The sequence below is a fragment of the Veillonella parvula DSM 2008 genome (assembly GCF_000024945.1).
Taxonomy (GTDB): Bacteria; Bacillota; Negativicutes; order Veillonellales; family Veillonellaceae; genus Veillonella; species Veillonella parvula.
Map to the genome: position 1 here is coordinate 243,722 of NC_013520.1, position 21,500 is coordinate 265,221.

Sequence of the window (21,500 nt, forward strand, 5' to 3'; positions counted from 1 at the left end):
TCTTTTTATGTTTGTAAATCCTTTGGCACTGTTAATTGTTTCCAATTATCTAGTTCAGGGATTTCTAAGGTATTTATTGTTTTTTGAATCCAATAGTTTAAGGATACTTCGTTCCCCACATATTGTTCGAATAAGTAGGTCTTACCAGGCGTGTCTTGTGGGTTTCCATCGTCATCGATGGTATGACGGGCCGACTCTTTCAGATAGAGCTGAACCCTAAATGGGGCTGACTGATTGCCTTTAAAAATAAAATAGGATGGGCCCACAAAGTCATGGGTGCGAATATTAATTTGTTCGTACTTTTTCTCTTTCAACCCTTGCAAGGCAGTCTGAATCATAGCGTTTGCATCGTCGTATTCCTCTAGCAAGAACGGTTGTTGATCCACATCGAGTACGTAGTGCCAGATCGGCTTTTCTTCGTTCTTTTCGATGGACCAATTCTCTTCGAGACTAGGCAACTGACGATTATGGTAAAGCTCTTTTAATAGACTTAAGGTATTTTCTTTGTTGTATACGGCCTTATAAACGATTTCATGTCCTTCTGTTGGATCATAACCGTGCAGTCTTACTTGATAATGATTTCGTAGCATCCGCGTTACATCGAGCTTGAAGATATTGCGCAATGCATCTGGAACGGATAGGAAACGATTGTAAAAGCTGAGCTTCATTTCTTCTTGTGACTCTAAGGCTGTTTCGATGGTTTGCCAGTCGTACAAAGTCGTATCCCACAGGAAGTCGTCCATAGTTACAGATAAACGGGCCGCATCTTGAGGCCAGGCGGCAGGCGCAGGGCGCACCGTAGTAGTGGATTCGGCAATGCCTTCTTTGTATTGCCAGTGACCATCAACCTCTTCAAAGGCCGCTAATCGTTCTTCTGCTTCGTCATCGATAGGAATATCTTTTAGCTCTGGATCTAAATTGGCTTTGTGAGACAAGATATATTGATGGGATTGCTCGTAATAGGATACGGCTTGATCTAAATCGGGTTTGCCTGTTACATAGCCTTTTTCGTAGGCATAGCCCAAGGCAACACGTGTTAAAGCGCGCGTAATATCGTAGAAAAGAATGCGATTTTCCTCTTCGAAGGCACGTTGTTCCTCATCTAAGACACGCAGTAACGATTGTACACCGAAGCGGATGTTTTTCGTTACCCCTAAACCGTGGATTCGCATATAACCAATATAGGGCAAGGCGAACATAAAACGATCTTTTGTAGCCGCCATATGCGTTAAGTCTGCAATGAGCCCCCAGTCGAGAGGGAGGTGGCCTATGTGAAAGATATATCCAAAGGCCGCCTGCAAGGCGGTGTACCCCGCATCACTAAACTCTTTTGTTGCCGCACGGCGGTAGAGACCTATGGCTTTTACCGGATCATAGGGGATAGTACAACGTAAATGTTTGGCATCATAGAAATGATAGTAATAATCCGCTAATTCTGCGATGCTTTCAGATTGACCTAAGGCGGCACCTTTAGTGAACCACGTGAAAGCATCCTCGAATTTACCGTTTTCATGGCAGTCGAGTCCTGTATATAGCATCATGGCAGGGTTGCCAAGCTTGGCCGCAGTCTTGGCGACGCGGCGCGCATTGGCAAAGTCGGCTTCGTCGATATAGATATTGCGCAAGTTCCCTTGGAACATGGCAAGACCGTTGTCGAGAGCCTTATTAAACCATTTTTTGGCAAGGCTGGACGCTTTTTCTTGTAATTTATCGTCTGGCACAGTGCCTTGCAAGGCGGCGATACGATCCTGTACAGAGCCACTTGTAAGACTTTTTAGAATGCGTTTAGACCAGCTCATGGGCGGTGGTGTTAGCATAGCTTCAGCGGAGTCGATGCGATTATCATCGCGCCAGAAAAAGACATTGCCTATAACATATTGGCAATAGGCATCGCCTCGATTCGCATGGTCATAGACAATGCGGAAAGCATCGTCAAAGGAGATTTGCATATCCTTCTCGACGGTAGGCGTGATGGAGCCTTTGATACGCAAGGCTTGTAATGTACCGATAGGGCTACAACGGCGAATGCTATCGTGTAAGCACTGATACGTGCGCATGTTGTCCTCTGGGAAGTTAGATTCCTCCCAGGTAAAGCGCGGACCTGCATAGACCCGCGCCAAGAGAGCGTAAGCATCGCCTAGCTCTCTAGCCTCTGGATTATTGGCTATCTTGAGAGCATCTTCTTTATTATCTATGTCACTTTCAAGAAGGGTCGTCATATCGTTTCGCAAGGGACGATGATCAGTTTGCACTGATCCTTGCTGATTATTGACGATGAGCTCTAACTGACGTAAGCCTTCTTGAGCCATTTTTTGATTATAGGATGTAAAAATCATGTGGAAGACCTTTTGCAGGCGTTCCGTAAAGTACTGTGCCATTAGGCCTCCTTTTATACGATAGAATACATATTTATTATATAACGAACGCTAGGTACCGTAAAAGAGGGAATGCTAGTATAACTGTATGTTTTCTGATGATATCATATTGATATCGTTTAACTGTTCTCACAATATACTAGCTTATTTCTAATATGCCTGTATTTAATCCCATTTAATATGGAAGCTTCAGTATGTGTTGTATTAAAGCGCAAAAAATCCCCTCTGAAGAAAATCTGTTGTCACAAATTTTATGTGATGGTTGAAATCTTTCAGAGGGGTTATTATGTATCCTAGTTCTTAGGAATACATATTATTTTTTGTTGTAATCGCCGAACCATTTGTTGTAAATTTTTTGGTAAGTGCCGTCTTCTTTAAGTTCTTTAAGAGCTTTGTTAACAGCTTCTTGTAAAGCTTTGTTGCCTTTTTTCACGCCAAGCACTGTGCCAGGGGATTTAGTAGGTTCGCCTACGAGTTTAAGGTCTTGGTCAGCACCTTGTTTGAGGTAGTACATAGCTACAGCGTTATCGATGATAGCGCCATCAATTGTACCGGCTTTCAATTCCATGAAGATATTAGCATTGGAATCGATTTGTTTTACTGTTGTACCAGGGATTTTTTGAGCCATTTCAACAGGGATTGTGCCGATTTGAACACCTACAGTTTTACCTGCTAACTCGTCCATGTTGTGGATGGTAGTGTTGTCTTTACGCACAACTGTGATGAAACCGCCTTGATCAAAGTACACATCGGAGAAGTCCAATACTTTTTCACGTTCTGGAGTAGCGTTGATGCCTGCAGCGATCATATCGATATCGCCAGATTGAACAGCTGGAATCAAAGCATCGAAGCCCATGGATTTGAATTCCATTTTTAGGCCGATTTTTTTAGAAATTGCTTCGGACAAATCAACGTCGAAGCCAACATATTTGTCGCCTTCAGTGAATTCGAATGGTGGGAATGTAGTTTCAGAACCTACACGCAATACGCCTTCTTGTTGTGTCATTTTAGGTTTGTCGTTGCCACAACCAGCCAATAAACCCATTGCTGCTACCGCTACGAGGGCGATGGCTGTCAATTTTTTGAACTTAAACATAGTATCCTCCTCAAACATCCATATACATGGTTTATACATTTCTGTTTATATTGTACGGAATTTTACACCAATAGGCAATAACATTGTATAATTAAGAGTACATGAGTTTCATATTTAAAAATGGATTTCATTTAACATTGTTTAAATCCATCGATTTGCACACATTTTTGATTATATCTATTGGAGGCGCTATGAACCTTATGCATACATTTTCCGATCTTTGTAAAAGCTTCGCACCAGATGCTTTTGCGGTGAATTATACATTAGCTAAAAACCCTGAGATTTCCAGTCAAGAATTCGAGTCTGTCAAAACCATTGGTGCTGTTCTCGAAAAACACGGCATGGATGTAACCTATGAATTCTGTAATTTGCCAACTGCCTTCAAGGCATCTGTCGTGAAAGTAGACAATCCAAAGGGCCGATTAGCCATACTTTGTGAATATGATGCACTGCCAGAGGTAGGCCATGCATGCGGTCACTCCGCCAGTGGTTCTATAAGCGTGTTGGCTGCATTGACACTGCATAAAATGCAAGAAGAGGGCGTAGCTTTCAACATGGATATAGATATTATCGGCACACCAGACGAAGAAGCGATGGGGTGTAAGGTAGATATGTGTAATGCAGGGGTGTTTAAAGAATACGATTTTGCCATCATGGTTCATCTCGACGGCGAGGAGACACGGCCTAATTCACAATTTTTGGCACTCGATTGCTTCCGCGCTAAGTATCACGGTAAGCCAGCTCATGCAGCCGGCGAGCCTTGGAATGGTGTCAATGCGGTAAACGGCGTACAACTCGCTATCCATGCTATGGATATGATGCGTCAACAAGTACGCCCTGAAACGCGCATCGGCACATGGATCATTGCTGGAGGTACCGCATCCAATGTAATTCCTGCCTTCGGTGAATTAGAAGTTACCGTGCGTCACACAGAGCGGGATTACTTAAATGGCTTATCTGAGCAGATTAAAAACATCTTTGAAGGGGCGGCCCTTTGTACAGGTACAACTGTGGATGTAGCGTTTTATGGCAATCCGTATGATGATATGAACCAAAACCACCGTGGCACAAAGCTTATCGAAGAGGTAATGACCGACATGGGCCTCAATTTTGAACCTGGTCCGGCAGCTCTCGGAGGTAGTTCAGATATTGGCAATGTAAGCTATCAATGTGCAGCACTCCATCCTAAATTGCGCCTCGCTGGCAAGCCGAAGGTGTGCCATTCTAAAGAATTTGCCGGTGCCATGTTAGAGCCTACCATTGAACAAACTATCATCGACGGTGCTAATATTATTGGTGGCGCTTTACTACGACTCGTAGAAAACCCAACAACCTTAGAAGAAATCGTTGCTGAATTTAATAGTACTAAATAGCTCATTTTTGTATCTACCTGAGTAACTGTAATATCAACATACGATTCATTAGTTAAAAGGAGTGTATATGTCCTTAACTGAAAGATTAGAAATAAAAAATTATATAGGCCTCACGGGGGATAAGCCGATTCGATTCATCGCATCTGATGTAGATGGCACCTTGGTAAACGATGCAAAGGCGATTCCTGAGGATGCCATTGAGGCGATTCGTGCAGCTCGTGAAAGCGGCATTCGCGTAGCCATTGCTTCTGGCCGCGCTTGGAATGAGATGAATGATGTCATCGAAAAACTTCCATGCTTACGTTATTTCATGTGCACCAATGGTGCCTATGTGATGGACAAGGATGAAAACCGCAGTCTATTCCACGTAAATTTTGATAAGGAACAAGCTCTACACTTGTTACGCAAACTATTAACCTATGGCGTATATGTAGAGGCCTATGTGAAAGACCAAATCTTTGGCATGTATCCGCCATCTAGATGTATTACACCTGAACGCTTAGGAGTATGCGCTAGCGAGCGCAATGAAGGAGATAAAAAGGGTTCGCATGGCATAATGGATAATCATCTGCCCAATACTAAAAATCAGATTTCTGGTATAGGAGACACTCGTCTACCAGGGGCAACTTATGCTCACTATGCATTAGCGGAAGGCAACGAAGCAGTAAAAATAAACATGTCTGAATGTGAAATAGAGCAGTCTAATTTCTTCTTTAGACCTAATATTCGTCCATTTATCTTGGCTACGCGGACAATGGTATGTGATTTGTTAGCTCATATGGAAGCCTTAAATGAAGGTCCAGAGAAAATTCAAATCTTCTACGGTGATGAGCCGATGCGTCAGCGTATCTTGCAAGACTTACGAGATGAATACCAAGGTCTGTCCCACGATGGCACAGGTCGTGAACGCTTTTATGATGTATTGCTCTCTAGTGAAGGTAATCTAGAATTTGTATTGCCTCATACTACAAAGGGTACTGCTGTAGAAGCCTTGGCAAAACATTGGGGCTTAAGTCCTGACGAGGTAATGACACTGGGGGATAGCGAAAACGATCTATCTATGTTACGCTTTGCGGGCGCTAGCGTGGCAATGGGCAATAGCAAGCCGAACATTAAAGAAGCGGCACGATACGAAACGACAGACAATAACCACCAAGGCGTGGCAAAGGCTATTTACTCGGCTATTGCATATAATATTGAGCTCAATAGAAAATCTTGACTTTAGTGTTTATAATAACCTAACGTTACATAGCAGATATAGTATTTAATCATTACGTGGATATACTTAATTTTGCTTTTGCTGATAGGGAGGTGATGTATAATGGGAAATCTAAAATTTAATATTGACGATACTTGCGTTAAGTGCGGAGCTTGTGCTGAGGATTGTCCTGTTCAATGCATCACCGAAGGGAAGACTCGATTTATCATTGGGAAAGGCTGTATTGGCTGTGGCGATTGTTATTCCATCTGTCCTGTAGGGGCCGTTAAAATGGTAAAACATAATAATGATAAGAAAAAAGACAGTGAAGATTAGATGCTGACTATTAGATGTTAGAGCTTATATATTAGTAATTAGAAGTAAAAATTAATTGTTACACTACATAAAAGTATTAAGATAAATCTGAATGTTTAAAAGTTTTGTGAAACTTTTATTCGGAATATATAGAGGCGTATAAGTTCCTATGCTATAATGAAATATAAACGTAAAACGTTTTAAATGAGGAGATAATAATGGAATATGCAACCCTCAATACCGGTGCTCGGATGCCAATGTTGGGATTTGGCGTTTTTCAGGTTACTGATTTAATGCAATGTAAACAGATTGTACTTGATGCAATTGATGTAGGCTATCGTTTGTTTGATACAGCAGCTGTATATGGAAACGAAGCGGCCGTAGGTGAAGCTATTGCGGAAGCAATTGCTATGGGTAAAGTAAAACGTGAAGATTTATTTATCACATCCAAGTTGTGGGTTCAAGATATGAATGCCTATGATGTGGATGAGGGGATTGATCAATCGTTAAGGAATTTAGGGCTCGAGTATATTGATTTATATTTATTGCATCAAGCCATGGGAGACTATTTTAGCGCTTGGCGTGGATTAGAACAAGCTTATCGTGATGGTCGTTTAATGGATATTGGTGTAAGTAATTTCTATCCTAATGTTTTGACGAATTTTTGTGAAAACGTAGATATAAAGCCAGCAGTAAACCAAATCGAGCTACATCCTTACTTTCAACAACCGGATGCGTTAGATACGATGAAGTATTATGATGTTCTGCCTGAGGCATGGGCACCATTAGGCGGCGGGCGATATAGTCCATTTGAGGAGAAACTCTTACAAGATATTGCAGAGACTCATGACAAAACGGTTGGGCAAGTGGTGTTACGGTGGAATATTCAACGTGGCGTTGTTGTCATACCTAAAACGACTCATAAAGAACGAATGATTGAAAATATAAATGTATGGGATTTTGAGCTTTCACAAGATGAGATGGAATCTATTTCAACACTTGATTTGGGATATGGTGGATCTAGAACAAAACATTTTGATCCGGAATTTGTACGATCGATATTAGGTGTTGAAATTCATGGCTAATTTTGGCAGATAACGTAAATAAAGTTAATTTGTAAATATATATGTGAAAGTATTGTAAAATACAACTTCTTGCTTAATGGAGGAATTATGGAAAACAAGGAATTTGTAATTGTTGTTGACTTTGGTGGTCAATATAACCAATTGATCGCGCGCCGTGTTCGTGAAAATCACGTATACTGCGAAGTATATCCATACAACAAAGCGCTGGAAAAAATTAAGGAATTGAAACCGCAAGGTATCATCTTTACAGGTGGTCCTAACAGCGTGTATGAAGAAAACTCTCCAAAAATTGAGAAAGAGATTTTTGAACTTGGTATTCCTATTCTTGGCATGTGCTATGGTATGCAATTTATGGCGCATACATTGGGTGGCGAAGTTAAATCTGCGGACAATCGTGAATTTGGTAAAACACCTACTAAAGTGGACACTACATCTCCATTGTTCAATGGCTTGGAAGAAGACCAAGTTGTTTGGATGTCTCACGTTGACTATGTAGCAAAGGTTCCAGAAGGCTTTGAAATTGTAGCACATACTAAGGATTGCCCTGTTGCATCCATGCAAAATAAAGAACGTAAACTATATGCTATGCAATACCATGCAGAAGTGTTGCACACTGAACATGGTAAAGAAATGCTTCACAACTTCTTGTACGAAGTATGTGGTTTCACAGGCACATGGACAATGGCAAACTATGCAAAAACTGCTATTGAAGACATCCGTAACACTGTAGGTGATGGCAAAGTATTATTGGCATTGTCTGGCGGTGTAGATAGCTCCGTTGCAGCAGCTCTTATCTCTAAAGCTGTAGGCGACCAATTGACTTGTATCTTCGTTGACCATGGTTTAATGCGTAAAAACGAAGGTGACGAAGTGGAAGCGGCTTTCAAAGATTCCGGCATGCATTTCATCCGCGTCGATGCGGAAAAACGTTTCTTAGATAAATTGGCTGGCCTTGAAGATCCTGAAGCAAAACGTAAAGCTATTGGCGAAGAATTTATCCGTGTATTCGAAGATGAAGGTCGTAAAATCGGCTCCGTTGACTTCTTGGCTCAAGGTACAATCTACCCTGACGTTATTGAGTCCGGTACTGGTGAAGCAGAAATTATAAAATCTCATCACAATGTAGGCGGCTTGCCTGCAGTTGTTGACTTCAAAGGCCTTATTGAACCATTACGCAACCTCTTCAAAGACGAAGTGCGTGAACTTGGTTCTGAATTAGGCTTGGCTGACTACCTAGTATGGCGTCAACCATTCCCAGGTCCTGGTCTTGCTATTCGCGTAATGGGCGAAATTACGAAAGACAAACTCGACATCTTGCGTGATGCAGACTACATCTTCCGTGACGAAATTGCCAAAGCTGGTCTTGATCGCAGTATCAACCAATACTTTGCAGTATTAACATCTACACGTACCGTAGGCGTTATGGGTGACTTCCGTACATACGATTACACATTGGCATTGCGTGGTGTCACAACAACAGACTTCATGACTGCTGACTGGGCACGCATCCCTTACGACGTATTAGACACAATCTCCCGTCGTATCGTAAACGAAGTACAACACATCAACCGCATCGTGTACGATATTACATCTAAACCACCTGCTACAATTGAGTGGGAATAATATAAATCTATAATTAATTGAGAAGCGAATGGAAATCTATCTATATGATAAAAGTTAGATAAATTCTTATTATATTATTAACTAAGCCAACAGAGTGAGAATTCTGTTGGCTTTTTTGAGATAATAATAGTTTGATAAAAATTAATATATTGTGCACTCAGATAAAGTTTTTGCTCTGCGCTAAGAAATCTTTTTAGTAGGTGATATCTAATGAAATGACTGTCAGAGATAAAGAATTAACTTGATATTATTAAATATTATTGGTACGGTTATATTAATAATACAGTAAAAGGGTATGTTAAAAGATAATGTTTAATTTGAAGTAGTTTAAGATTGAATAGGTAATTATAGTAAGGTTTATAATTATTATTTTATTATTTGTAGATTATTAGGAGAAATATAGTTATGAACGGTTATATTGAGCCTACAGGTAGACTTATAATGGCAATTGGTAAGGATTTAATTAAGGACCTCCCTGCTGCAATGGTTGAACTTGTGAAAAATTCTTATGATGCAGATGCTACTTATGTAAAAATAACATATAAGAAAACTAATAGCGGATTAAAGATTATTGTTGAAGATGATGGACATGGTATGAGTCAAGAAACTGTTATAGGGGCATGGATGGTACCTTCAACAGATTATAAATTAAAAAAGCAAAAGAGCCCTAATGGAAGAGTATATCAAGGTAGAAAAGGTATTGGACGTTATGCTGTATCATTACTTGGTAACAAATTAGAATTAATCACCATAAAAGACTCTATAAAAACAATAGCATCGTTTGATTGGAGTGAATTTAATTCAGAGAAGAAACTAAGTGAAATTCCTATAATGATTAATAATTTTAAGACTGATGAGCATAGTGGGACTATATTAGCTATTACAAATGAATATGGTAATAATCTTACTGATGAGATTCATGAATCTGACGTATTGAAAATTGAAAAAGAATTATCTAAACTCTTATCAAATATAGATGATTTCAAGATAGAGGTTTGTTATGATAATTTTTATGATGATAGTACTAAAAATATAACTAAAATAATTTCACAATTAGAATTTGATGATGCTTGGCACTATAGATTAACAGGGAATGTTAATTCTGATTTTAGTTATGGGTTAACTTATCATAATTTTTATACTAATGAAACAAAATTATTTAAAGGTAGTTTTGCAGATGATAAGATTTTAACTGAGTACCCACAACCTTGTGGTGATATATATATTGATTATAGGGTTTATGATAAAGATCCATTTGGTATAGAAGTGATAATGAATTTTATAAATGGAAATCAGCATACAAAGTTATCAAAAACTGATGTAAAAAGTATGTTAATAGATCAATCAGGTATAAGTATATATAGAAATGATTTTAGAATAAGACCATATGGAGATAAAGGATTTGACTGGTTAAATTTAGACGCTAAGCGGATTCAGAATCCTAGTATGGCCATTGGCTCAGAACAAATTAATGGTAGGATAAGTATAGAATCTGAAGAAAAATCAGGTTTAAAAGAAAAAAGTGCTCGAGATGGATTGTATGAGAATGCAAGCTATTTTGTGTTACAAAGAATAGCAGATTTAAGTCTTAATTTGTTACAGAAAGAACGATTTAACTATAGACAAAAAAGGACGCGAAAAAAGACTAATGTAATAGACAAACTTTTTGACTTTACTCATATTAATGAGAAGATGGAAAAAGCAGTTGAAAAGGCATATAAAAATATAAAAAAATATCCTGATAAAACTGAGGAACAAATTAATATATTGAATCAAGAAATCAGTAAAGAAATAAAAATATTAGAAAAGGAGAAGGCAGAAGAATTCTTAGAGGTAAAGGAAACTATTGCTATATATCAAAAGCATACAACATTAGGTAACGTAATAAGTGTCGTATTACATGAAGGTCGAAAGCCATTGTCATGGTACACAAATAAGTTACCTCAGATGAATCGTAAGCTTAAAAGACTTGAAGATAAAAACGAAATTACGGTTGATGGATATATTGACTTGTCTAATGATATAGAAAGATTAGACTCTGAAGCAAAACGAATGAGCACTTTTTTTGCTCGATTAGATCCTTTGGCATCAAACAAAAGAAAGAAAAGACGAAAAGTAAGGGTTGCGGAAATAATTAAAGCAGTGGTAGATATTTTTGAATCAATAATAGAATCCCAAAATATTATAATTGAATATGACATGGAGACGAGTATTACATTAGATATAATTGAGGATGATTTATATATGGCATTGACAAATATTATAGATAATGCTGTATTTTGGGTTCAATACACTAAGGCTAATGAAAAATTAATAAAAATAGATTTACATGGTAATTGTGAAAATGTAACTATAGAGATTTATGATAATGGGCCAAGTATTCCTACTGAAGGTATTATTGATAATATCTTATTTTTGCCGGGCTACTCAACAAAAAATGATGTGCAGGAAGACAATGGGACTGGGTTAGGGCTTTCTATTGCAGGAGAGGCTATTCAACGAAACAATGGTATTTTAGAGGTTGTAGACTCTAAGGTGGGTGCATTGTTTAGAGTTAGTTTTAGACGGGGGATAGGGACTACTAATGAATAATATAGATTTTTTATTGATTGATGATGATCAGAATCAGGAATTATTATTTATAGAGGCTATAAATGAGATAAATGAGACAACTGATTTGAATATAACATATAAAGTAGTAAAAACACCTGAATCGGCTATGATTGAACTATATCAGAATTATTTTAAAGCAATTATAATAGATTTAAAATTAAACAATGATGATAATGCAGTTGAATCTGATGAAGAAATATCAGGAAATGTTTTGTTAAGAAGAATAATAGAAAAAGAAATTGTTCCTATTGTTGTAATAACTGGTTTTCCTGATAAAGTAAGTACTGATATTGATAAAAGTATTGTTAAGGTCCTTCCTAAAGAGACAAATTTATATGATGAGATTAATGCGTTAATAGAAAAATACAGCGATTCTGTTTTTAAAATCTTTGGATCAAGAGGTGAGATAAATAAAAATATAAAGGAGTTATTTTGGAATGTAATTCCTCAGTGTTTTACTAGTAAGAATCAAGATATATCACTATTATCTAAAGAGAAGCAAGAAACTGTAATTATAAGATATATATCAAGTTGGCTTTCCAATAAGTATATGTTTGATGATAAATATATTGATGTCGAGCCAATTGAAATGTATATGTTTCCGAATCCTATTAAGCAAGTGTGTACCTGTGATATTTATAAAAAATATATAGATACAAATATTGATGAGTATTTTATAGTTTTGACGCCATCATGTGATCTTGCTAACAAAAAAGTAGATGAAGTCATATTGTGTAAAATTAAAAATTATGATGAAGTACAATCTTTTAAGGAACGATTAGAAATATATAATAATGAACAAAACAAAGAATCTAATAAAGCAAAGAAAGCAAAGGGGGATTTAATGAAGTGGTTTAGAAACTCACACTCGGATTCTTTGAGATATCATTTTTTGCCAAAGGTAAAAGACTTTACTGGAGGTTTTGTCGATTTTCGTTCTATACTATCTCTTGAATATGATAAAGAGAGTGGAGAAATTATTGATGACTCGTATCTTAAAATTGGTGTAATTACTGAAAGTTTTAAAAGAGATATAGTTTCAAGATTTAGTTCCTATTATCATAGACAAGGGCAACCAGAGTTTAACTGTGATAGTGTTTTAAATAATTTATAATTAATATTTTGGAAAGGAGGTGTGGTTATGCTAAATATAATTGACGTATTTTCAGGTGCGGGTGGCCTTACAGAGGGCTTTAGGGATAACACGAAATTTAAATTTATATGTCATATAGAGATGGATAAAGATGCTTGTGCCTCGCTATGCTTGAGAAATATATATTATTATTTCAAAAATATCAATAACCTGTCTCCGTATTTTGAATATATACAAGGAAATATATCTAGAGAAGTATTGTACTCTATGGTTCCAAGTGAGGTTACAAAAGATGTTTTGTCTAAGGAGATAAGTGAAGAGTCGATATTACCCATATTTGAATTTATAGATAAGCGATTAGGAACTAAAGAGTTAGATGGAATTATAGGCGGACCACCATGCCAAGCCTATTCTATTATTGGGAGAGCTAATAATAAGAAGAAAAAAGACACTGATAAAAGAATTTACTTATATAAGCATTATTTAGATTTTTGCAATAGGTATAAGCCTAAATTTTTTATATTTGAAAATGTTAAAGGGTTACTTTCTTTTAAGGATATATCTGGAGACTTACTACTTGATAAAATGATTCAGGAGTTTGATTCTGCTGGATATGCTGTAAATTATGAAGTTATTAATGCTAATGATTTTGGTGTTTCACAAAATAGAGAACGTGTAATTATAGTCGGACATAGGAAGGATTTACTATTTAATAAATCTTTTTTTGATTATCTATATAATTATGTTGAACCAAGCCCCAAATTAAAAGAATTATTCGCTGATTTGCCAAATATAAGGGCTGGAAAAAGTTCGAAGAAATATTGTTGTAATTATGTAAGTAAGTATGTCCAAAAATATATTCGCAGTAATGATGATATTTTAACTCAACATATTGCAAGACCACATAGTAAAAATGATTTAAGAATCTATAAATTAGTATTGAAGGCAAAAAAAATAGGAGAGAACTTGAGGTATAATGATATACCGGTAGAGCTTCAGACACATTCTAACACGACTTCATTTTTAGATAGATATAAAGCTTTAGATTATGATTCGGTAAGCCATACAGTTGTTGCCCATATATCTAAAGATGGACACTATTATATTCATCCTGATTTGAGACAGAATCGCTCTATAAGTGTAAGAGAGGCTGCAAGAATTCAAGGATTCCCAGATAATTTTTATTTTGAATCATCACGGACGGCTGCATTTAGGCAAATTGGCAATGCAGTTCCTCCTATTCTATCAGTTAAATTGGCATCAGCTATATTAGATTTTATAAAAGTAGATAATAATGATAATAATATTGTTAATTTATAAAATGTGGAGCCTGTTAAGGTGGGGAATATATGATTTCGTTTAAAGACGTATGTGAAACTGAAGTAGATCTTGTGATAGATGAAATCTATGAAGGCGGAGCTGTTGGTAATATATTAGATGACGTTTTAACTAAGTTAATGGGGGTACAAAATGCTGGTGGCTTTAGATATAGGAATGTTTTGAATACTACAGACAAAGCTTATATTGTTTTATATTCATCTAATGAAGATATAGATTGGCCAGATGTATTAGAAGCAGAAACTGGTAAATTTAAATATTATGGTGATAATAAAAGGCCTGGAGATAAAGTAGATTCTAAGAAAGGTAATCTAATTTTAGAAACTATATTTAATGAAAAAAATCGTAATAAAATTCCTCCCGTTTTTATTTTCATGAAGAATCCTACAGTAGCAAGCAATAGGAGTGTTAGGTTTTTGGGCTTAGCTGTTCCAGAAGATTACTATCTAGGTAAGGATAACTCATTGAAAGCAATTTGGAGAACTTCTAATAGTGAAAGATTTATAAATTACGAGGCTCATTTTACAATCTTAAATACAAAATCAATTAATCGAGAATGGCTTAGTTGTTTAATAAATGGAGATTCTTTAAACACTAGATTTGCGCCTGATGCTTGGCTTAAGTATGTAAAACAAGGTTTAACCGATGATATTATTTTAAGCGCACCAAAGAATAAAGAATATAGATCAAAAATTGAACAATTACCATCAACGGATAAAGATCTTAGAAAGTTAGATTTTATATATCAATATTATAAAGACGAGCCTTATAAATTTGAGTATTTTGCTGCAAAATTAGTTGGTTTAATGGATAATAATTTTTTGAATTTTAATATTACACGGACTGTTAGAGATGGCGGTATAGATGCTATAGGTGAGTATCGATTAGGTCATAAAAATAACTCTATAAAACTAAGATGTGCATTAGAGGCAAAATGTTATCAAAGAGATAATTCAAATGGGGTAAAATTGTTGTCTAGATTGATATCTAGATTAAAATATAGAGATTTTGGAATTTTTGTTACAACTTCTTATGTTTCTGAACAGGCATATAAAGAATTACTAGAAGATGGACATCCTGTAATTATTATATCTGGCGGAGATATAATAGAGATTTTAACTAATAATCGAATAAACACTAAAGAGTCACTTTTAAATTTTATGGATACTATTGATTATTTGTAACTATATGAAGGTTATTGGATTGAAATATGGTATATATAAGTAAGCAAATAAATTTTAAATGATTGAACGGTATATAAAAAGCATATAGTTTAGACTTTGAGCGTTTAACTATATGCTTTTATATAGGCTCATTGTGGTTTTTGATATTGGTATTAGTATATTTCTATAAATAAGTGATTTTATTTGTAGACGGAGGTCCTATGAAAACTACAAAATCTTTTGGCAACCATTCCAAATATTCTCTCCACGATGCAAGGGTACAGAAAATAGAATACGCAGATGATAATTTGATCCTTACTTTTGATTATATTTTTTCCTATGAGAATGGTACTGAACAGACTCATAAGGCTCAAGTTGTGTTTGAGACGTGTGATATAGATTTTTTTGAAATTCTCGTGTTTAATAATACAATACTAGATACTTTCACAGGTAAAAGAATTGAGTTACCTCAGTATCAACAGGATTATAGTGAAAGTGAATTTGAGGTCATTACGGAGACCTATAATTGGGGACACGCTGTATTGCAAGGTTGGTTATGGACCGAAGGGAATCCCGTACACTGTATAATGAACATATACTTTAAAGGTGATATGGTATATGTAGTTGAATGAGGCGTAAAATGAGTAGTTTAGATTTTACTATTGGCTGTACAGTTACTTTCTTCAGCAAGAAGAGAAGAACTCCACCGAATTTAAATAATGGAATGTACTATCCTCATTTTGTTATAAGAGGTACTGAGGAATATCTTGGTATCAACTTTATTGATGGTGAAGATGTCATCTTTGATAAACAAATATGAGGTAATATGTTGTTAGTTTTTGAAATTGTAAATTATTTTGTTCTAAAAGCAGGTACGGAGTTCTTTATTATGGAAGGTGTTAATTCTGTAAGGACGTAAGAATATGAAAACTTTAAAAGAATTTTTAGATAGCCCTATATATTTAGATATTATAGAGGAATTAGGACCTGATAACTTTAATAAAGAACTACAAAGTATAGAAATTCAAGAACTAAGAAATCGATTGAATCAAAGGCAATTCTTATTAGAAGGGTTTAATTGCAAGTTATATTCTGAGAAAGAGTTAGTGCAGTTTTTCGAGCAATTAATAGAATACAATCGTAAAGAACTGATTCTTTGGAGTAAAACCTTTTGGCAATACAGTGATGAAACTTGGGAAGAATATTCTGATGGTGAATTTCCAAAAGGCGAGGAATTAGATATAGAAGATAAATCAACTATACTTGAGATAGGAAAATATTCTATAACGAGTATTGCTATGTATATGATTGAATTTGATATTTTGAAAAATCATACAGAAATATTAGGAGATTACTATAAACGAATGCATCTTCCTGGTGCAGTGAAATACGCACGAGAAATTAAAGGGCTTTATAAAAGTCTTTTTGGTTAAAATATATAATATAGTTTTAGAAGATAAGGAAATTTTTAAAAAGGTTCTAGATTGATTAGATAATCTTAACATAGAGCAATTTAGTTTTTCCTCGGATATACTTTAAAGGTGATATGGTATATGTAGTTGAATGAGGCCCGAAATGAGTAATTTAGATTTTACTATTAGCTGCATAGTTACATTCTTCAGCAAGAAGAGAACAAGTCCACCGAATTTAAATAATGGAATGTATTATCCTCATTTCGTTATAAAAGGTACTGAGGAATATCTTGGTATCAATTTTATTGATGGTGAAGATGTCATCTTTGATAAACAAATAGGGGCTAATGCGCTGCCAGTTTATGAAACCGTAGATTATTCTGCTATACAAGCAGGTGCAGAGTTCCTTATCATGGAGGGTGGCAATATTGTTGGTGAAGGGATTGTAAAAGCTATCTTTCAACATAAACCATATGGGAGTAAATAGTTATGGGCTATAAAAATGTATGTATAAACTGCCGAATCTCCTTGTCGGAGGGCACAAATTACGAGTTATTTAACCGAAATAAAACCTGCCCTACTTGCAAAGGTAAAATGTACTTTGTGAACGAGAAATTCAAGGCTCCTAAAAAATCTAATGACAAAGAATGGAAGATTATCGAGTATTTGTTGTTGAGCGGCTATGACTTCCGCAATCCTTATTGTGGTCATGAAAGTTGCATTTATTTTGAGTTCCCTAAGAATCTGCAAGAGGCAGAAGAGTTTATCCGAGAAATGAGGAATTTAGACTAAGTCAGGAGGTTTCGTATGGCACCGCAAGTTACAGATTTTTCGTTTTGGAATGAAATGTGGAAACAAAGTTATTATGATCGTGAGAAAGGGATTCGGGCGAATCCATTATTAGAGTATTGGGACAAGCGGGCCAATGATTTTTCTCTTATGCGTAAAAGCAATGACTACGACTTTGGACGGAAGGTGTATGCTGCTTTAAGTAGTGTCTTAACACCTGATTCTAGCATGTTAGATATAGGTGCTGGTCCTGGTTCTTTCACAATTCCTTTTGCTCAACATATTAAATCTGTTACTGCTATTGAGCCGTCAAAGGGCATGGTGGCAGTCTTTAAAGAAAATGCCAAAGAATTAGGTGTAGAGAACTTTAACATCATTGAAGAAATGGTACAGGACTTACCTCAAGATGGATCTTTTGACTCCCAATTTGATGTAGTGGCTATTTCTTTAGTACTTTGGATGTTTCCTGATGTGTGGCCTCGAATTTTACAAATGGAGCAATACTCAAAAGGCTATTGTGCCATTGTGGCTGGTATTCCTGACTGGAAAAATCCTCGAGCAGCAAGTAAATCTGATGTAGAAGAATTCCAGATTCTGTACAATATGTTGCTTTCACAAGGGCGATTCCCTAATGTAAGCGTCATTGATTATAAATGCGAGCGCATGGTCGAGGATGAAATCGAGTGCAGAAAGATTATCTACGAACAATACGAAGGGGATTTAACACCAGAAGCAGAAGAACAGATACGCAAAGAGGTCATCGCTCGATCAAAAGACAACAAGTGCTTGATATCCTCTCGGTCGGCTGTGATTTGGTGGAATCCTAAAGAGATTGTGTAGTTTAAATAAGATATTGTTAGGCAGTAGATAGATATTAAGATAGTAATATGATTAAAATAATTGATAGTATATCTATTTGATTAAGCTGATAGAGAGATATAAGCGAGAAAATAATTTTCATATTGTTAAAAAATTTAAAGGTATAAGTTAGAGATATGCTATTAAGAAATTTTATCTTAAAGATTATACTAACAACAGTATTATTGATGATTTTAGCTTTGTTTTCATTATGAGATTCAAGATATATTTTTTTAGGAGATTAATCATATACAGATGGGAATGAATGGCTCAATAAATCCTATATGGAGTGTTTTTAGAGGATATACATAGTTATTTTAGAGGTTCTTAAGAGTAGGTTGTAATTATATACTTATAACCACAAGGATTTGATGATTTAAACCTTATATCTGTAAAATTTGATAGATTGGACCTCATGCCTTTTAGAAAGGAAAATATACGATGAATATACTATTGAAGGATCAAATTGATAACTATAGATTTGCTGTAGCAAAGATAGTGTTTTTATTAGTTGAAGATCGTTACAAGTATATAGAAGATATTCCGTATAGTAACCTAATGTTAGTTCGTAATATAGAAACTAAAGAGAAAATATATATTTCTATTTTAAGTAAACCAACAGATAAAAGTTTTAGCAAAAAAACTGTTCATGTGTATTACCAAAATGCAAGTTATAAAAGATATAATTCTACAATCAATAATAAAAATGCTATACATTATAATTTAAAGATTAATAAGCTTTCAAAGTCCTTTGATACCCTTTTTAACGAAGCTATCAAAATAGCATTTAAGGATATTGTGATTCTTTATAATATATTTAATAGATATAATAATTTTGAAAGTAAATATTATAACATTATTGAGTATTATTTTGAGGATGCAGAAAAGAAAATTAGCGATGATTTTAAAATTAAAAGATTGTATAAATATACTTCTAAAGATAAAGTGATTGAAAATCGATATCAAGTCAATGATGGAAAACTATCTTTCTCACCTCCCTGGGCGTTCAATGATCCTTTTGACTCTAATTGTTTGCTATCCAATAATGAAGATATGAGTGAATGTTTTAGAGTTCTTTGTCTTACACATAAATATAATAATATTTTAATGTGGTCATATTATTCTCAAAATCATCAAGGTTATTGTTTTGAATACTCTCCTATTAATTTAGTTCATGCAATTAAAAATATTCCTATATCTGGAATATGTATATATGGAGATCTCAATTATTCCTCTAGTCGGCCTATTCAAAAATCTCAAGTTGATTATTTTTCTTATACAGATTTGAAGTTTTATATAAATGCAACTTTTACTAAATATTGTGAGTGGAGTCATGAAGATGAGTGTAGATTTGTGTGTATATCTTCAGAATATAATGAAAGCTTTATTACGATACAAGCAAATATTGAGAGAGTTTATGAAGGCTGCCAAGGAGATTGTAGTGCGATTTATAATTCTCAGGACGAACAGTTGGAAGTGATACAACTATCAAAGGATAGACAAGAGTATAGATTAAATGGATAAAGTTTCTATTATTAAGATTTAGCTCAACTAAAATAATAAGTTTTTTAGACTTATATTTGGTTATGATGGGGGACAAGATGGAAATTATCTATACCGAAGAAAGAAATTTTACGCCCCAGCAAGTAGCAGCGTTATTTCTGTCTGTTCGTTGGGTGGTAGGTAAATATCCTGATCGATTGTATAAGGCTTTGATGAATTCGTCGCGCGTGATTTCTGCTTGGGATGGAGATCGCTTAATAGGTCTTATTCGCGTCATGGATGATAGCGAGCTGGTATGCTTCATCAATTATGTGCTAGTTCATCCTGATTATCGGGGCCAAGGTATTGCAGGACACTTGCTTGAAATGGTGAAAGACGCTTACAAATCGTATTTGTATATCAATGTTATGATTGGTGAAAGTAAGAATGCTCCATTTTATGAAAAGCACGGATTTAAGATTAAAGAGGACTCATTACCAATGCAGTATCGAAATGTGCCGAAATATACGAAAAAGTGAATTTAGTAAATATAAGATTTAGCAGAAAAAGGCTACACGTAACATCTCTACGTGTAGCCTTTATGGTGTAAACCATTTATACTAAAAATGATTTATTTTAGCTGACTCATTTTAAAATGTGCTCTATACAAATACATAAGTGCATAAGTACATAAAGAAGGATATTAATATGTTAATACGAAAAGCGACAACCTCTGATTTAGATTTAGTGACATATATAGAAGCAACTTGCTTTCCTCCGGCAGAGGCGGCGCCTCGTGAGACCTTTAAAGAACGATTAGACCATTATGCAGGTCAGTTTTTAATTGCCTTTGATGGAGACACACCAATTGGTTTTATCGATGGCTTCGTATCTGATGATGAAATCTTAACGGACGAGATGTTTGCCGATGCTTCGCTGCATAATCCCAATGGCGTATGGCAGATGATTTTTGGTCTAAATACGATGCCTAAATATCGCAATCGTGGTGTTGGTGGTCAGTTGATAGAGGCTTTTATAGAATTGGCCAGAGAGGAAAACCGAAAGGGCGTAATTCTAACCTGTAAGGAAGAAAAGATACCTTATTATGCTAAGTTTGGTTTTGTAAATGAAGGGGCGTCAACGTCGGATCATGGCGGTGCCAAATGGTATCAAATGCGCCTTGAATTGTAGAGGAAAAGTTATTAATCGATAAAAATAAATTATCGAATTTGAAGGGCATTTCTACAGATTGTTCTAATGAGAAGCTAAAACTCCGCTTAGTGGTTGAGTTTTAGCTTCTTTTTTGCTGAAAAGTATAGATTTTACAAGAATAGCTGTACCCCTATATGTTTATTGACACTGTATATCCCGCATGCTACGATGAGAAAAATCACATATGATTGGGTTAGGTGTCTATTGACTTAATAGAGAATTTGGTATAAGCCAAAGCGGTCACGCCACTGTAACAGCGAGGTACTTTGCATAGAGGGTGAAATGCTCTCGGTCACTGAAGTTTTTGGGAAGGCGCAAAGTAACGTTGAACTGGAGCCAGGAGAACTGCCTAATTAACAATTGCCAATTGACCTGCGAGAGACAGGGATGGGGATTGATATAGATGAATTTATACTAGCTATGCATAGTTGAAAGCTCATACTATATGCTAGCTTATTAGGCGTGGTAGTTAGTC

The 21,500-nt window shown here is 35.6% G+C and carries 20 protein-coding genes and 1 riboswitch; of the genes, 18 read left to right on the forward strand and 2 right to left on the reverse strand.

Annotated elements, in window-relative coordinates:
- Positions 1–5 precede the first annotated feature (5 nt).
- Both VPAR_RS00880 and VPAR_RS00885 read right to left on the reverse strand, forming a co-directional pair.
- Positions 6–2,378, reverse strand: coding sequence for a tetratricopeptide repeat protein (locus VPAR_RS00880; RefSeq protein WP_012863773.1), 2,373 nt, complete (start codon positions 2,376–2,378; stop codon positions 6–8).
- Positions 2,379–2,688: 310 nt separating this feature from the next.
- On the reverse strand, positions 2,689–3,471 hold the full coding sequence (locus VPAR_RS00885; protein WP_012863774.1) for a basic amino acid ABC transporter substrate-binding protein: 783 nt from the start codon (positions 3,469–3,471) through the stop codon (positions 2,689–2,691).
- A gap of 191 nt (positions 3,472–3,662) precedes the next feature.
- Here VPAR_RS00885 and VPAR_RS00890 point away from each other — a divergent pair, with 191 nt between their 5' ends.
- The 18 genes from VPAR_RS00890 to VPAR_RS00975 all read left to right on the forward strand — a co-directional run bounded on the left by VPAR_RS00890 (position 3,663) and on the right by VPAR_RS00975 (position 21,004).
- The gene (locus VPAR_RS00890; RefSeq protein WP_012863775.1) at positions 3,663–4,844 is read left to right on the forward strand and encodes an amidohydrolase; all 1,182 of its coding nucleotides are present in this window, start codon (positions 3,663–3,665) and stop codon (positions 4,842–4,844) included.
- A gap of 67 nt (positions 4,845–4,911) precedes the next feature.
- On the forward strand, positions 4,912–6,063 hold the full coding sequence (locus VPAR_RS00895) for an HAD hydrolase family protein (RefSeq protein ID WP_012863776.1): 1,152 nt from the start codon (positions 4,912–4,914) through the stop codon (positions 6,061–6,063).
- A gap of 102 nt (positions 6,064–6,165) precedes the next feature.
- Positions 6,166–6,378, forward strand: coding sequence for a DUF362 domain-containing protein (locus VPAR_RS00900; RefSeq protein ID WP_012863777.1), 213 nt, complete (start codon positions 6,166–6,168; stop codon positions 6,376–6,378).
- A gap of 197 nt (positions 6,379–6,575) precedes the next feature.
- Complete coding sequence (locus VPAR_RS00905; protein WP_012863778.1) at positions 6,576–7,442, forward strand: aldo/keto reductase; 867 nt, start codon at positions 6,576–6,578, stop codon at positions 7,440–7,442.
- A gap of 87 nt (positions 7,443–7,529) precedes the next feature.
- Entirely contained in the window at positions 7,530–9,065 is a 1,536-nt protein-coding gene (guaA, locus tag VPAR_RS00910; RefSeq protein ID WP_012863779.1) for a glutamine-hydrolyzing GMP synthase, read from the forward strand.
- Positions 9,066–9,470: 405 nt separating this feature from the next.
- On the forward strand, positions 9,471–11,657 hold the full coding sequence (locus tag VPAR_RS00915) for a sensor histidine kinase (protein WP_012863780.1): 2,187 nt from the start codon (positions 9,471–9,473) through the stop codon (positions 11,655–11,657).
- A complete protein-coding gene (locus VPAR_RS00920; protein WP_012863781.1) occupies positions 11,650–12,792 on the forward strand; it encodes a response regulator in 1,143 nt (380 codons plus the stop codon). Before VPAR_RS00915 ends, VPAR_RS00920 begins: the two co-directional genes overlap by 8 nt.
- 27 nt (positions 12,793–12,819) lie before the next feature.
- On the forward strand, positions 12,820–14,091 hold the full coding sequence (locus VPAR_RS00925; protein WP_012863782.1) for a DNA cytosine methyltransferase: 1,272 nt from the start codon (positions 12,820–12,822) through the stop codon (positions 14,089–14,091).
- 29 nt (positions 14,092–14,120) lie between these two features.
- Positions 14,121–15,293 carry a restriction endonuclease gene (locus VPAR_RS00930; RefSeq protein WP_012863783.1) on the forward strand — a complete coding sequence of 391 codons (1,173 nt, stop codon included), beginning with the start codon at positions 14,121–14,123 and terminating at the stop codon, positions 15,291–15,293.
- Positions 15,294–15,493: 200 nt separating this feature from the next.
- Positions 15,494–15,904, forward strand: a complete 411-nt coding sequence (locus VPAR_RS00935; protein WP_012863784.1) for a hypothetical protein — start codon at positions 15,494–15,496, stop codon at positions 15,902–15,904.
- An 8-nt stretch (positions 15,905–15,912) separates the two neighbouring features.
- Entirely contained in the window at positions 15,913–16,092 is a 180-nt protein-coding gene (locus VPAR_RS09685; RefSeq protein ID WP_231968140.1) for a hypothetical protein, read from the forward strand.
- A 103-nt stretch (positions 16,093–16,195) separates the two neighbouring features.
- Positions 16,196–16,705: a hypothetical protein gene (locus tag VPAR_RS00945; RefSeq protein ID WP_012863785.1), complete on the forward strand. Its 510-nt coding sequence runs from the start codon at positions 16,196–16,198 to the stop codon at positions 16,703–16,705.
- A gap of 142 nt (positions 16,706–16,847) precedes the next feature.
- On the forward strand, positions 16,848–17,171 hold the full coding sequence (locus tag VPAR_RS00950; protein ID WP_012863786.1) for a hypothetical protein: 324 nt from the start codon (positions 16,848–16,850) through the stop codon (positions 17,169–17,171).
- 2 nt (positions 17,172–17,173) lie between these two features.
- Positions 17,174–17,476 (forward strand): hypothetical protein, encoded by a 303-nt coding sequence (locus VPAR_RS00955; RefSeq protein ID WP_012863787.1) that lies wholly within the window; start codon positions 17,174–17,176, stop codon positions 17,474–17,476.
- Positions 17,477–17,491: 15 nt separating this feature from the next.
- Positions 17,492–18,313: a class I SAM-dependent methyltransferase gene (locus tag VPAR_RS00960; protein WP_012863788.1), complete on the forward strand. Its 822-nt coding sequence runs from the start codon at positions 17,492–17,494 to the stop codon at positions 18,311–18,313.
- Positions 18,314–18,772: 459 nt separating this feature from the next.
- A complete protein-coding gene (locus VPAR_RS00965) occupies positions 18,773–19,855 on the forward strand; it encodes a DUF2971 domain-containing protein (RefSeq protein WP_012863789.1) in 1,083 nt (360 codons plus the stop codon).
- 77 nt (positions 19,856–19,932) lie between these two features.
- Positions 19,933–20,352, forward strand: coding sequence for a GNAT family N-acetyltransferase (locus tag VPAR_RS00970; RefSeq protein ID WP_012863790.1), 420 nt, complete (start codon positions 19,933–19,935; stop codon positions 20,350–20,352).
- A 169-nt stretch (positions 20,353–20,521) separates the two neighbouring features.
- Positions 20,522–21,004 (forward strand): GNAT family N-acetyltransferase, encoded by a 483-nt coding sequence (locus VPAR_RS00975; RefSeq protein WP_012863791.1) that lies wholly within the window; start codon positions 20,522–20,524, stop codon positions 21,002–21,004.
- A 199-nt stretch (positions 21,005–21,203) separates the two neighbouring features.
- Positions 21,204–21,392, forward strand: a riboswitch (cobalamin riboswitch).
- The last annotated feature ends 108 nt before the right edge of the window (positions 21,393–21,500 follow it).